Genomic DNA, 14,120 nt, shown 5'->3' on the forward strand with positions numbered 1-14,120 from the left:
TTTCGTATAAAGATATTAAATCCTTTATTTCTTGTTCAGAAAATCGAGCCAAAGATCTCTTTTCTCGATAAAGGTCATGATCTGTATCCACATCAGTTGAATTTTTAACAACTAAAAAAGTAATACTATTAGTTATTAATAATAAGAGTATAAGACTGATTATTAGTGATGATTTTTTCAATAACTCCCCCCCCTTTACCAATCTAATCATACTCTATCTATCTGTACTTTTTGACTGGTAAATATAGGGTGATTTATAGTTAGTCTAATATAATTCTTAATAATTTTTATCAATCTTTTATTAAACAATATGGCCCCATTCATAAATAAAGGCACTTCTCTTATTAAAGAAAAGCGCCAGATCGTATTATGAGATCAGCCAGTCATTTCTGGTTGACCTATTTTTTATAGGTTATTCTTTAAGTAGCCGGGGCAGAACGTAAGCGCCAGTGGGACTTGATCCCGTCCGCAATACTGTTCACCCCCTACTTGTAGAAACATGTTTGAGGCTGGTTGGGACATGGATCATTGATCCCGTATAACAAGCGAAGCTATGAAACTACAAGTTAGGTTAGGGGCTGCCGGCAAATCTATTAAAGGGAAGTGATACGACATGGATCCAGTCATTGGTCTGTTGCAAAAGGAGAAAGCCAAGTTCAAGCCTTTTTAGAAAAGAAAAATCCTTACAAAAAGAGTTTTAAGTTTAAACACGATCGAATGCGTTTACATGATTATTATTTATTTTATCAGGAGGTAGAGCAAAGAGGTGGACAATCTCCGAGTGTTATTTTTGAATCAACGGGACACTATCACGAGCCAGTCTTGCAGTTTTTAGAGGACCATGGTGTAACCTATTATTTAGTCAATCCTGTCATTTCATATGAGGCCAAAAAAGTGAGTCTACGAAAAGTCAAAACAGATGCCATGGATGCCTATCACCTCTGTGAGCTGTATTACAAAGAAGACCTAGAAGCATTTCAAAAGAAAAGTATTCAAACGCTAAACCTTCGCAATCTCAGTAGACAACATGATTCTTTTACTGGAACCTACGTACAAACCAAGTTGCAATTTCATACTATTTTAGATCAGGTTTTCCCTGAATATAAAGGCGTATTTGGAGACTTATTTTCAAAGGTTTCTCTACATACCCTACTCGCTTTTCCAACTCCTAGAGAAGTTGAAGAACGGAGTATATATGAAATTGCACATGAAATTCACCATTTATGTAAAAGTCGTTCAGAGTCCTGGGCCATGAAGAAAGCAGAGGAACTGAAATATGCCGCAAGAAATAATCCATACAAACAAACGCTATACTACAGTCATCTTATTAGTTTAAAGATGTATAGTGAAATGCTTCTACAATACCTAAAACACCTATCCCAGTTAGAGGCGGAGATAGATGCCATGGCTCAAAAGTTTGAATCCTATCATATTATTAGATCAATCCCTGGTATCGGAGGTAAGATTGCAGCCACAATCATCTCCGAGATCGGTGAAATTGATCGATTTAATAACCCTAAGAAACTCGTTGCCTTTGCTGGCATTGATCCTAGTGTCCATGAATCAGGTCAATTCAAGGCTAGAATTAACCGTATTACGAAAAGAGGCTCTACTAGACTGAGGCAGATTTTATATACAGCTGTACAATGTGGCTTGATAAACACTCGGAATCCTAGACTAAAAGAATTCTATGATAGGAAACGAGAGGAAGGTAAGCCACATAAAGTCGCAGTCATTGCTTGTGCTAATAAGCTCATTCACTGGATTTATGCTTTACTAAAACGAAAAGAGACATTTGTAATATATCCCCTACCATAATAATCAATTTAAAGAAAATGTTTCCTATTATATTAAAGGAAGATTATTTGGTATGTTTATTTTTATCTTAAACAACTAAAATAATTTTTTTAGCGTTTATTCTTGACTTCCTATTAGCTGGTATTGTTAAAGAACAGTTCATTTATAAATGATAAAAATTAAATTTATTGCAAGTATCTTGGCTGTGAACCGAATAATTTATCTGCAACTAATTTACCGTCTTCATCAAATCCCCTTACAGTCCAATTTTGCTCAGAGTAACCATTTGTTAAGAAAAAGACATAGTTTCCTTCAACTTCTCTTACTAAGTAACTATCCGGATATTGTTGAACTATATCCAATGATATAGTTTCATTTAAAGGGTCTTCTTGTTCAAGATGTTTTCCTTCTTCAAGATGATTTCCTACAGAAATATATTTAATATTGGAACCAGAAGGGATTTTTACTGCAACCATAAAATCTCCATTTTTTTCTCCATATCCTGCTACACTAAATGGCATACGGTCCTCAATTTCATAATAATCGGTTCCTCCATTATAAAAATAGATTGGACCAAATTTCTTTACTTTTGCTATACCAAAGTAATTACTATTTTTATGCTCAAATAGAATCCACTTACCGTTTTTAATGTTATAAGTTAGTACATTCTCAACATTACCGGGTATAGTTCCTGTAGGGTAAAAATTCACACCAAATAGTTTCATTCCTCCAAAAACCAAAATCAATAGAAATCCAAACGATACAACTAAAAATCGTTTCATTTTAGGAACTCCTGTCTATATAATCTTAAAGTGTTTTATACATGGAAATGGCGCTCTTCTTCAAGGAGTGCGCCAGATTGTTGAAGATCGATTTTGTAAAGGAGTGAAATTCTATCTCTATGTTTCAATTACTTTTCTTTATGAAAAAATTTTATTTTTTTCAGAATTAACAAAAAATTCCTGTTCAAATCCGTTAGTTTCGTAGTGAGCTAAACAGGAGAATAATATTATTCATTTCATCTCTTCCAATCGTTCCCAGATATTCAATTCTACTATCATATCTCAAATGCTAAATAACCCATTAATAAAATATTAGCTATTGGCCATATAATAAGATAAAACATAATATATGTCTCAAATTGTTGCTCTGCATACCAATTATTAACAATGCCTCTCCTAGCAACTATTATTTTTATTAGGAAATTAATGCCTAAAATCAATAAGTTACCCATTACTAGTAAGTAGTCTAAAAAGAACTGTTTAAAGTCGAATACACCGAAATTAACTATATCAAGTGATTTATCAACATGATAATCGGTATATATACTAAATATCAAGCTACATGCTAATAAAATAACATTGATTTTAGATGACCACTTAAGAAGTTTCAAATAGTCATTATCTGTTACTTTAAGTAGTATCATTACTCCAATTATTGATACTATCCATACTAAAAAAACTATTAAAATGATATCCATAAAACTCTCCTAATTAAGGGCAAAAATATATGTTCAAGGTTAAATACGTTTCATCACTTAAACAGTTTCAAACTTATAATTAAAATTACTTTTACGAACACTTCACATTACTTTAGGTGGATATGTTCACAAACTAATGTAGTTTTAAAATAAAGTTGCACCGTTTGTAAAGAAATCGAACTGTTTTGAATTTATCAAGACCTAAAGCGTAAAAAGTCATAAAAAATAAACGATGATACATATTATACATGACTAATATGTATCATCGTTTTACTTCTTGTTAGACAAATGCGCCATATTGTTAAATAAAAAATTTTAAAACTCACTATAAGAATCAGAGATAGTAATTAGCAATCCGAGTTTATTAATCCTTTTATGATTATATGGAATATCAACTAACTTTTTGTAATTTTCATTCCATAGTAAATAAATAAAATATGGTTTGGTTTCTAAAAATTGATTTAGATTTATATTCTCGAAACGATAACACTCATTTGGAAAAACTTCATTACAATTGAATAAATCTAGAATATCTTTTTCAATAGCTATTCCACCAATCTTAAATTGAAAGTTACAATATAGATCAGTAAGAAAGTTAGTGAAGTTAGGGAGATCTTCAACCTTTAAGCCTTTCTGTCCCCACTCTGGTGCATCAAATTCACATCCAAAAAAACAAAAATTAATCAATAGAGCATTTGAGGATACTTGTTCTATAAATAATATTGCTTTTCGTCTACCAGCAACATGAACATATAACTTAACTTTCATAGAATGTATTTGAATTGTATGTGGATCTTCTTCGTCATATGGATAACCCTTAACGAACGACTCGATCATATCATCAAGTTTTTTATCAACAACCTCAATCTGATTATGGGATTTAGACAATTTATTCAGTATTGTTTTTATTACATTTTTCTTTTCGCCTTTAAGTTCCAATAAGAAACTTACTTCAAGAAAAGGGCCACCTCGCAACCATAGTGAGCAGTCCATAAGTAACCTCCAATCCAAATACAATTATTCAATTAGTGCGCCATAGTGTTGAATAAGAACAATTCCTTTTTGAAGAATACTTTAAGCAAATTTTTTATCGATTGTAAGGCCTACTTTAAATTGGCATAGTTACATCTTAAAATACTTGCTTTGCATCAACAGATAATTTTTTTACCTGTTTAAGATATGTTGTCATATTATTATCATCATCAATTGGATATTTAAAATCGAAATGTTTAGAGACATCTTGAGATAGGGTACGAAACAGCTCACAAGCGCTAAAAATAGAATCCCACATATTTTCATAATTACTATCAGAATATGTTTTTTGATACAATTCCCAATACGATTGTGGCAAATACTTGTTAAAATATTTCCCCAGTTTCCCTGTAGACACTTCAAAATCATATCTGATTCCTATCCACCAAGAGACCATTTTATCCAAATTACTTCTTGTTGTATATTCAAACATCAATTTTGCATAAGGAAGCTCATTTCGCCATATCCCTTTAGCAACGTTTTGTGAACACCACCAAAAGTTATTTGTACAACTATTAAATTCACCTTCAGTTGGCTTTTTCACGTGATAGTCCATGTCATTGGGTAAAGGTATTGTAGGTAAGATGTTATCTTTATCCATTAATTTTAAGGTAAGCTTATCTTCACCATATTCTTCAAGCATAGCTTCCCTTGTTTGCAGGAGAAGATCAATTCTATTGCCATCGGTAAACAACATTAAATATGCATATCTACGTTCAAAATCCATATTTATCCCTATACTTTTATCTAGTTTATCTGGTTCTTGAATCATCAGTAAATTTCCAAAGACATTGAACCATTTCTCATCTTTTATGAAAGAAGCAGTTTCTGTAACCACATAAACAATATCATAATCTTGAAAAATATCTTTCGAAGCATTCGGGTTAGTCCTTGAACCATTCATATAAACTGCTCTTACACGATCATCATTTTTAGCTACTTCTTTTATCAAAGCAAACATCTCTTGTTCGTTTCTCATTATCTCACCTCGTATTTTCCATAATATATTATTGGTTCTAGATTGTAAAAGATAGATTACGCGCTGAAATCTGACAATTTTTAATCAAATTTCATTCTGAGAATTTATAATATTCATTATACGAAAATATCAATTAAAATGTTTCATTTTTTAGCTGGTACTTAATGATACTTGTACAAAAATATATGAATATAGTCCAAGTGTAATAATTAATAAGAAGTTTGTTAATTACATATTATGGGTTTCACTAAATAAGATGCTTTACACATTGACTCAGGTTCAATCGTTTATACTTTAATTTCTATACTATTCTATCTCTTATTCAACAATATGGCCCAATTGTAGAATATAAAAATTAAAAAAACTCATGAATCACATTCTGATTCATGAGTTTTGATCAACCTTTTTAACAAATAATCAATCTTTCTTTTAAAACTACAACTGTCTCACCTGCTAACTTTAAAAAAACTGTAAACAAAATATGAAGTCAATTCATAGTAGTAATGGTTTTTTTAATATACTCATCTAAGTATCTTTTAATTGATACCTACGGATGCATAACCATTTGCAACTGCGTTATATTCAGCACTGTTAGTACCATACAAATCTGCAGCAGATTGTAATAAAGCATTCCGTGCATCAATAAATTGTGATTGAGAAGTTAAATATCTCGTAAGCGCACGATAATATATTTTTCCTGATTTTTCTAGACCGATATCTGTTGCAATATTGTAGAATGCTTTATTCGGAATACCACTGTTTATGTGAACTCCTCCCCAATCCCCTTCTCTTGTATTAGGAAGTTGTACAAAGTCATCCATATGAGCAGGCTGTTTTCCATTAAGAGTTGGATCATACATATATCTCATTGCATCTCCATCAATATCTGGAGTAAAAATATCTTCCCCTAGTAACCAATCTACTGAGCCTTCATAGTCTGCCTCTATTAATATTCCAAATATATCTGAGAATGATTCATTTAATGCACCAGGCTGGTTTTCATAGACTAGATTTGCTGAATAATCAGTGACTGCGTGTGTTACCTCGTGTGCTACTACATCTAGAGATTCAGAAAAAGGAGTGTATTCATTACCATTACTAGCTATACCTCCATCTCCATAAATCCATTGTGTACCCACCCATGCAGCATTGATATATGATCCGCCTTCTGGATCTCCAACATGGACACTTGTTATAAAGTCACTTCCTCTATTATCATAACTATTTCGATTATGATTATCTAAAAAATAATCATAGGCAACACCTGCATAATGATGAGCATCTACAGCCGCTTTTTGACGTGTAGAATTAAAATTGTTATTACTATCAATAACTAGAGATCCCCTTTGATATCTATCATTAGCATCATAAGTTTTAATAATACCATCCCTTGTTACATCATATAAGTAATAAGTTCCATTATATAAATACGTATTAATGTCTCTAACTTCTCCTGAAAGTCCTGTACCCTTTCCAATTTGAGCCATATCTTCAATTCGATTATAGGATTTAAGCACATTACCCTTCTTAGCATCAATAAAGAAGAATTCACGACCAATATACGGTTCTAAAAATTGAAGCTCAACGATATATACAGGCATCCATTTCCCTTCATGATGATACATATAAAGATCAGCTGTTTGTTCCGTTGTATACGTATCCTCTTCTGGCGTAAAACTTAGTTCATTTTCAGCTACCTCAATAGCTTTTGAAGAAGAAAGTTTAATTGATTTGCTCCATTTTTTATTAACTAATTTAGGTTCTACTTGTCCATTTATAGAGATTACAACACCATTATTATCCGTGTGTACGCTTAATTCTGCTCCATAAACAGGGATGCCATCAACGGTAAATTGAGTTTTATAATGTGTCATACCAAGTTCATCAGATTCAGTCGAAATAATATCAAAATCTCCGTCTACTATATTAAATAAATCCTTATTCTCTTCTAGAAAACTTGAGATATTCATATTTTCATCTGATAGTTTACCAGAGATATAACGAGGAACACCTTTCTTTTCATCCCATGAAACTTTTAATTTGTCCTTTTTTTCCAAGGATTTCTCTTCCATCTTATTTAACTTTTTCATTTGTTTTTCATTAACATCATTTAAACCTGTTTCTGAAATGAGGGAATTTGCAGAAACATGATCAGCAATCGAAGTTAACAGCACACCAAAAGTCAATAAAGCAGCTAATAGGAATGACACCATTTTCATTTTTTTCATCTTTTGTTTCTCCTTTCAATTTTCCATAAATTAATTTACCTTTTTTAATCATATATCAACATTTTTTCATTTATTTCCTCCTCCCCTAAAATATACTTGAGCAAGTTAAATTATGTAAGTAAGTATGTAAGATCATACCTAAATAATAAATCAAGAATTATAAATATGTCAATAAATCAATGGTCCATTATTTTACTTTTAATTCATTTGATAGGTATTTTTGAAATTTTTGCACTCTGTTACCAAAAAATTCAGTTACATATATATTATCTTGACGATCTACTGCGATTCCAATGGGATTAACAAAAATTCCGGGTTCACCTTGTGTTGAATCTGAGCCAGACCATGATGTCACATACTTACCCTCTTTAGTAAATACTTGAATGCGATTACTAGAAAATTCAGTCACAAACACATTTCCTTGACTGTCTACAACAATGTCATTTGAACCGTCAAATGGCCCAGGCTCCCCCTTTGTAAAATCAGAACCAGACCATGATGTCACATACTTACCATCTTTAGTAAATACTTGTATTCGGTTACCTGAAAATTCGGCCACATATACATTATCTTGACTATCTACAAAGATACCATGAGGGTCCTTAAACCCCCCAGGTTCTCCCTTAGTAGAATCGGAACCCAACCATGATGTAATATATTCACCATCTCTAGTAAATTTTTGTATACGGTTATAGCGACTATCAGTTACATACACATTATCTTGACTGTCTACTGCAATTCCACTAGGTTCTTTAAAATTTCCAGGCTGTCCCTTTGCAGAATCAGAACCCAACCATGATGTCACATATTCACCATCTCTAGTAAATTTTTGTAACCGGTTACTAAAAAATTCAATCACATACACATTATCCTCACTATCGACAGTGACACTGCTGGGACCATCGAAATCTCCAACATCTCCTCCTTGCCAGGATCTCAGATACCCTCCCTCACAATCAAACACTTGTATCCGATTATTCCAAAAATCATTCACATATATATTGTCTCTACTGTCTATCGCGATTCCATCGGGACCATCAAAATTCTCTATACCTCCACCTTTCCATTGGATGGAAAATCTAATCTTCATAGAAAATGTTTGTTTCATCATTATCCCTCACCTTTACGATACAGTTTATCAAAATTATAACAAAAACCTCTCACAAACTTCTCACAAAACACATCAGATTAGATGGATTTATTATGTCAATAAAATCAACATTTAATTTATTTATTTTAAAATCGAAAAGCTTTTCATTTTTTGTTCAATCAATCCTACCCTTATTGTGATTATATTTTAAACAAACTACAATAACTAAAAAAATGAATGGAATATATATTGTATTTTTACTTCATACCCCCCTTTTTTAACTAAAGTTTATATTTAAAAATTAGTAAAATTATAACAGAAGTCACTCACAAATTTCTCACAAAAATATTAAAGATAGGCTTATAACAAAAAAACGGTATATTTTTGTATCCCTTCCCTCCTTAAATCATTTTCATATAAATTGTTGTATAAACTTCTGAGTTTCTATTGGTGGAGTTACTCCTAGTTCTTTCTTCAATAATTTAACATAAAAATCGTAATGACTTTTTAAACGGTTCAAATCATCAGTCAAAGAATATAACTTTAATAGTATAAGATTACTTTGATCGTGTAAGGGATATAAGGATAAAAATGCTTTTAATGTTTTCTCTACAGCCTTTAACTTTCCTCTTCTATTATAAAAATTTGCTATATTCTGAGTTAATGTACTATAATGTTCTACTAACTGTTCCTCAATTCCTATTTTCCATAAATAATCCTTCAATCCGAATAAGGGACCTTTGAAGAGGTTAAAAACTCTTTCACTTTCAACAAAGTTTTCTTTAGATACAATTGAATTGTTATTAAAGTATTCTAGAAACATATCTAAATCACTTTTAATGGTGGACATATTTAAGATATAACCTTCATTTACCTTTTCTAAAGTGACGTTTTTACTGTTTTCTTTTAGTGTTTTTTTTAATCTGTAAATCGTGGTATGTAAATTGTGAATAGCACGATGATCCTCCATCTCTCCCCATAACAATTGGGTTAATTCCCACTTACTAATCACTTGATTAGAATGAATGAGAAAGTAGGCAAACAGTTCTTCCGTTTTTCTTGTTGGCCATTTTATAATCGAGTTTTCACTCCCTCTCATTTCGAGAGTTCCTAAACATAAAATGGATTCCTCCTGTTTTTGAGGTGATCTTTCTTTGTTTATAAACAGTCTCCTGTGGTTTTTCATTAAACGCTTTGTTACTCGTTCAATCTCTTCTGGAGTCACAGGTTTTAAAATATAGTCAATTGCAGAGACTTTAAACGCTTCTAAAGCATAACGCTCATATGCTGTTGTAAAGACGATTTGAATATCCTCATCTACTTGAAGTATTTTTTTTGCTAATTCCAACCCCGTCATTCTTGGCATTTCAATATCCAAAAATGCAACATCTGGTTTTAATAACTGTAACTCGTTTAGTGCTTCAAGAGGATTGTTAAAACATCCTACAATCGATAAATGCTTGTTTTGGTCGATGACCATCTTCATTAAATTTAGAATCGGTTGTTCATCTTCTACAATCATTACTTTTAGCAATCTTATCACTCCTTTTAGCATTATTGTTACATCGCTTTAGGCAACCTTAATGTGACCTTTGAACCTTCATCTTTTACTGAATTGATGTCGATGAAAGATCCAGAAATTGATTCTAAACGTTTCTTTATATTCGTCATACCGATCCCTGCGTTGTCAATTTCACCTTGTGCGAATTGTTCAAGAATATCTTCCGACATCCCCACACCATTATCCTCTATAACTACTTCTATCCTCTCATTTTTTTCATAGATGGTTAACGAAACATAACCCTCTCCCTCTTTTTCAAAAAGACCATGGCGGATGGCATTTTCTACGAAAGGTTGAATACAAAGAGATGGAACAACATAGTTTTTCAGACTTTCTTCCATATAACAACTGAAATTAAATTGATCGAACCTAGCTTTCTCAATTTCAACGTAGGCTTTAATTAAGTCTACTTCTTTATGAAGTGGGACAAACATGGATGTTTGATCGGAACTATAAATCATTCTTAAATATTGACTTAACTTGTTTAATAAGTAGGCTGCTTTTTGTCCATCTGTATAACAATAAGAGATAATGTTACTCATGGCATTATATAAAAAGTGTGGTTTAATTTGGGCTTGTAAAAAAGCCATTTCATGATGAAACGATTCTTCCATAGAGGTTTTCATTGAAAGCAAGGTTTGAATTCTAGCTAAAATCGTATTCGTATCAAAAGGTTTAGTAATATAGTCATTCCCTCCTACATTAAAACATAATTCAATATCTTCAGGTCGATCCATCACCGTTGCAAATAATATGGGAAGTTCAGACATGGAATGAGTTTTCCGTATCACCCTACAGAGATCAATCCCTGACATGATAGGCATCATCACATCCAATATGGCAAGATCAATTTTGTTGTATTTTCCCATCTTGCTCAGTGCTTCCTTCGCAGAAAAAGCGGTGATGAGATTATATCCATACCTAGATAAAAAATGAACCAATACTTTGATGTTGATAGATTCATCATCTACGATGAGAATTGTTTTGTCATGCTCTCTTACTCTATCAAAATCATGTTCTGGCATATTAATAAAATCTATTGGAATGTGAGATTCTTTATAGGAATCATCGCTGGCTTTTTGTCTTGAGTATTCTGCTTTTGGCAGGGTAAAAGCAATTCTCGTTCCTTTTCCGACTTCAGACCAATCTACCCAGATTTCACCCTTCATTTTATCAATAAGCTGTCTACTAATATATAAACCTAATCCCATACTTTGATACTCACCTTGATGAGATAGTTTATCCAATTGTTCAAAATAACCAAAGATCTTCTCCTGCTTATCTTCTGGTATTCCAATTCCTGTATCCTCTATATAGACATACACCTTGTCATCTACTTTTTTTGAAGATACAGTAATTTTCCCATTCTCTGTATGTTTAATTGCATTATCAATCAAGTTATATAAAATTTGCCTAAGTCTATTTTCATCTGCAACAACAAATCTCGATTCGTTTATGTTATTCATTAACTGAATAGGTTTACCTTCAGTTTCAAAGGTTAATACATCACAAACAATTTGAGCAGTTACTTTAATATCAACCGTATTGGTGTATAATCTTAGTTCTCCATTTTTCAAGCATGTAACATCAATTAAATCGTTAACTAGATTGGAAAGTTTTATTGAAGAATCATGGATGAGGGAAAGGCTCTCATTGTATTCCTTTGGTATCTTACCCTTCCCTTCATCAATTAAAAAGGAAGAGATATTCATAATCCCGTGCAATGGTGTTTTTAATTCATGAGAAGTTTTTGCTAAAAATTCATCCTTCACTTGATCAACTTTTAGCAACTCTTGGGATAATTGTTCATTTCTCTTGAATGCATTAGAAAACCGTAAAGACATTAATAGTGCGAACATTAACAATAAAACAAAAGGTTCAAAAGGAATCTGAGTAAAAAAACTATCAACCCTTATGAACTTCGCAATTGAAGTTTTTATCATATGTAAACTCATTGCAAGAACCCCTACAATCAAATATACGCTACCTTCCGTTTTATTAAAAAAAGCCAAAATCATAACATACAAAGCATATAACATTAAAAACAATCTAAAAAAAGTGGTTATACTTATTACCCATAATGGAGTATATTGGAGGAAAAGTAATTCATAAAGCATAATGGTAAAACCTATTGCAACTAAAAACCACATAAACTTCTTTGAAGACAAATGTTTAAATGCTGTATGGATATATAATATTAAGGATAAGCTTGAAACCATAGAAGATCCAAACAAAAACCTTAACATAACCCAATCAGGAGTGTTAGGAAAAACCATGTGCCAGGCTACTCCCTCACCATGTAACGCATTAAATGCCGCATTGGTTAAACAATAGATTGAGAAATACAGTAAAGAATTGTCTTTTTTCCTTTGAGAATATAGTCCAAAAAAATATAGACCCATAATAAGAAAAATACTAATGGCAATCCAATCATTCATTACCGATAGATCCCTAGATTGAGATATTTGCTGTTGAGTGCCAAAATATTGAGAGGTAAAGAGACCACCTGCAATGATAGGAAAATTGTAATTAGCCACCTGCAAGATAATTTCATTCATACCAGTCTTTATAGTGAAATATCGGTTGTACGATTCAGATTCAATACTAGATGAGTAATCATTAGAATCACCACTTGAACCTATCAACTCTCCATTCACAAATAATTTATTGGGTCTAAATATACCAGATGTTCGAATACCAAAAATCTGATTTTCTTCATTTATGTTTATTATTTTCAACCTAAAAGTCGCTTTCCCTAAGGCATTCATGGAGTGATCAACGAGATCATATTTAGCCCAAGATATGTCTGGAACAGAAACCATTTGAGGTTTCTTCTCATTATGTTGACTTTTAACGAAATCAACAGGCTCTAATACTAAATTCGGATAAAACTCCCACTCTCCATCGAGAGGGACTTTTCCTTGCTCATTAAAATCCCATTGCGATAAATCTAATAGTCCTTTTTCTGCTATTGGAGTCTCTTTTTTCTTATGAGATGCAAATAAAAACATTGCTACTAGGATTGCAAATGTTAATAAGATTAGAAATAATATTGTAATCAGTTTAATTTTCATGTTCCACCTCATAAAATCCACTTAATAAAATCTTATTTAATTTAAAGTTTTTAAGCTGAAACGGAATAAAGTAATAAAATAGATGAAAACCCTAGAAAACTTACTACAATAATAAGCTCCCTCCTTTTATAAAAAGATAGTCATGCTTACATGACAGGGATTCAAAGTTTACACTTTGCTTCATTCATGACTACCCTATCGTTTAATTTTTAAATTCTATTCCTCTTACGAATACTTTTACTATTGTTTCAAGATATTGCTCACGTTGTGGAATATTGAATAAACCTTCTTCTTTATGATTTTCATTGAAAAAAAATGATCCTTGCAAACTTGAAAAAAATAAAACAGATAATAAATCATTATCATAAGGAATAACTTTTCCCATCTTTTGCATTTTCAATAAATAATCTTGAAATAAGTCATTTAATTCCTTTCTATTAGGTATAAACTCAAATGAATCCGTTCTCATAAAAAACTTCATAAAGTAATATTTATCTTCATCTATATTGATTAGCATTTTTGTAAGATCGAGCATATCCTTTTCAAGATCATAAATAACAGCATTTTTGAAATAGTTAGTAAGATAAGACTGTATGGTTATCACATTACTCAATGCTGTTTCAAGAATTTTTTCTTTAGATCCAAAATGACGATATATGGTTAACTCATTGATTCCTACATCTGCAGCAATCATCTTTACCGTTGTAATTTGATAACCGTTTTCTGCAAATAGTCTAACACTGGCTCTCATGATCTTTTCCTTTGTGTTACTCATTTTATCGCTCCTAAATATTACTATACTTAGTATAAATAACTTCATATCTTTTACTAATGATGATTTCATAGTACTATTTGATTATAAAATAATTACAATGAAAA

Annotated in this window: 11 protein-coding genes; 1 reads left to right on the plus strand and 10 read right to left on the minus strand. The window is 31.7% G+C overall.

Features of this window, described 5'->3' with window-relative positions:
- A partial coding sequence (locus ERL59_RS20925) for a hypothetical protein (RefSeq protein ID WP_210767454.1) occupies positions 1-181 on the minus strand: 181 nt, incomplete at its 3' end.
- Between the two features lie 425 nt (positions 182-606).
- Between ERL59_RS20925 and ERL59_RS08850 the strand changes: the two genes are divergently transcribed.
- The gene (locus tag ERL59_RS08850) at positions 607-1,818 is read left to right on the plus strand and encodes an IS110 family RNA-guided transposase (RefSeq protein WP_407925699.1); all 1,212 of its coding nucleotides are present in this window, start codon (positions 607-609) and stop codon (positions 1,816-1,818) included.
- 164 nt (positions 1,819-1,982) lie between these two features.
- On the opposite strand, the gene ERL59_RS08855 is transcribed toward ERL59_RS08850, so the two are convergent.
- The 9 genes from ERL59_RS08855 to ERL59_RS08895 all read right to left on the minus strand — a co-directional run bounded on the left by ERL59_RS08855 (position 1,983) and on the right by ERL59_RS08895 (position 14,016).
- Complete coding sequence (locus ERL59_RS08855) at positions 1,983-2,579, minus strand: hypothetical protein (RefSeq protein WP_160645850.1); 597 nt, start codon at positions 2,577-2,579, stop codon at positions 1,983-1,985.
- Between the two features lie 275 nt (positions 2,580-2,854).
- A complete protein-coding gene (locus ERL59_RS08860) occupies positions 2,855-3,277 on the minus strand; it encodes a hypothetical protein (protein WP_160645851.1) in 423 nt (140 codons plus the stop codon).
- Positions 3,278-3,592: 315 nt separating this feature from the next.
- Entirely contained in the window at positions 3,593-4,270 is a 678-nt protein-coding gene (locus ERL59_RS08865; protein ID WP_160645852.1) for a hypothetical protein, read from the minus strand.
- Positions 4,271-4,406: 136 nt separating this feature from the next.
- A complete protein-coding gene (locus tag ERL59_RS08870; RefSeq protein WP_160645853.1) occupies positions 4,407-5,288 on the minus strand; it encodes an aminoglycoside 6-adenylyltransferase in 882 nt (293 codons plus the stop codon).
- 536 nt (positions 5,289-5,824) lie between these two features.
- Positions 5,825-7,516 carry a M4 family metallopeptidase gene (locus ERL59_RS08875; protein ID WP_160645854.1) on the minus strand — a complete coding sequence of 564 codons (1,692 nt, stop codon included), beginning with the start codon at positions 7,514-7,516 and terminating at the stop codon, positions 5,825-5,827.
- 187 nt (positions 7,517-7,703) lie between these two features.
- Entirely contained in the window at positions 7,704-8,624 is a 921-nt protein-coding gene (locus ERL59_RS08880) for an NHL repeat-containing protein (RefSeq protein ID WP_160645855.1), read from the minus strand.
- A 394-nt stretch (positions 8,625-9,018) separates the two neighbouring features.
- Complete coding sequence (locus ERL59_RS08885) at positions 9,019-10,140, minus strand: response regulator (RefSeq protein WP_160645856.1); 1,122 nt, start codon at positions 10,138-10,140, stop codon at positions 9,019-9,021.
- A gap of 26 nt (positions 10,141-10,166) precedes the next feature.
- A complete protein-coding gene (locus tag ERL59_RS08890; RefSeq protein ID WP_160645857.1) occupies positions 10,167-13,241 on the minus strand; it encodes an ATP-binding protein in 3,075 nt (1,024 codons plus the stop codon).
- Positions 13,242-13,443: 202 nt separating this feature from the next.
- Positions 13,444-14,016 carry a TetR/AcrR family transcriptional regulator gene (locus tag ERL59_RS08895; protein ID WP_160645858.1) on the minus strand — a complete coding sequence of 191 codons (573 nt, stop codon included), beginning with the start codon at positions 14,014-14,016 and terminating at the stop codon, positions 13,444-13,446.
- Between the last annotated feature and the right edge of the window lie 104 nt (positions 14,017-14,120).

This window comes from Chengkuizengella marina (genome assembly GCF_009910845.1).
Classification (GTDB): domain Bacteria; phylum Bacillota; class Bacilli; order Paenibacillales; family KCTC-33759; genus Chengkuizengella; species Chengkuizengella marina.

Excerpts from the sequence above, each read along its gene's own strand:
- ERL59_RS08855 (WP_160645850.1), bottom strand. The coding sequence starts at position 2,579 with ATGAAACGATTTTTAGTTGTATCGTTTGGATTTCTATTGATTTTGGTT.
- ERL59_RS08860 (WP_160645851.1), bottom strand. The coding sequence starts at position 3,277 with ATGGATATCATTTTAATAGTTTTTTTAGTATGGATAGTATCAATAATT.
- ERL59_RS08865 (WP_160645852.1), bottom strand. The coding sequence starts at position 4,270 with ATGGACTGCTCACTATGGTTGCGAGGTGGCCCTTTTCTTGAAGTAAGT.
- ERL59_RS08870 (WP_160645853.1), bottom strand. The coding sequence starts at position 5,288 with ATGAGAAACGAACAAGAGATGTTTGCTTTGATAAAAGAAGTAGCTAAA.
- ERL59_RS08875 (WP_160645854.1), bottom strand. The coding sequence starts at position 7,516 with ATGAAAAAAATGAAAATGGTGTCATTCCTATTAGCTGCTTTATTGACT.
- ERL59_RS08880 (WP_160645855.1), bottom strand. The coding sequence starts at position 8,624 with ATGAAACAAACATTTTCTATGAAGATTAGATTTTCCATCCAATGGAAA.
- ERL59_RS08890 (WP_160645857.1), bottom strand. The coding sequence starts at position 13,241 with ATGAAAATTAAACTGATTACAATATTATTTCTAATCTTATTAACATTT.
- ERL59_RS08895 (WP_160645858.1), bottom strand. The coding sequence starts at position 14,016 with ATGAGTAACACAAAGGAAAAGATCATGAGAGCCAGTGTTAGACTATTT.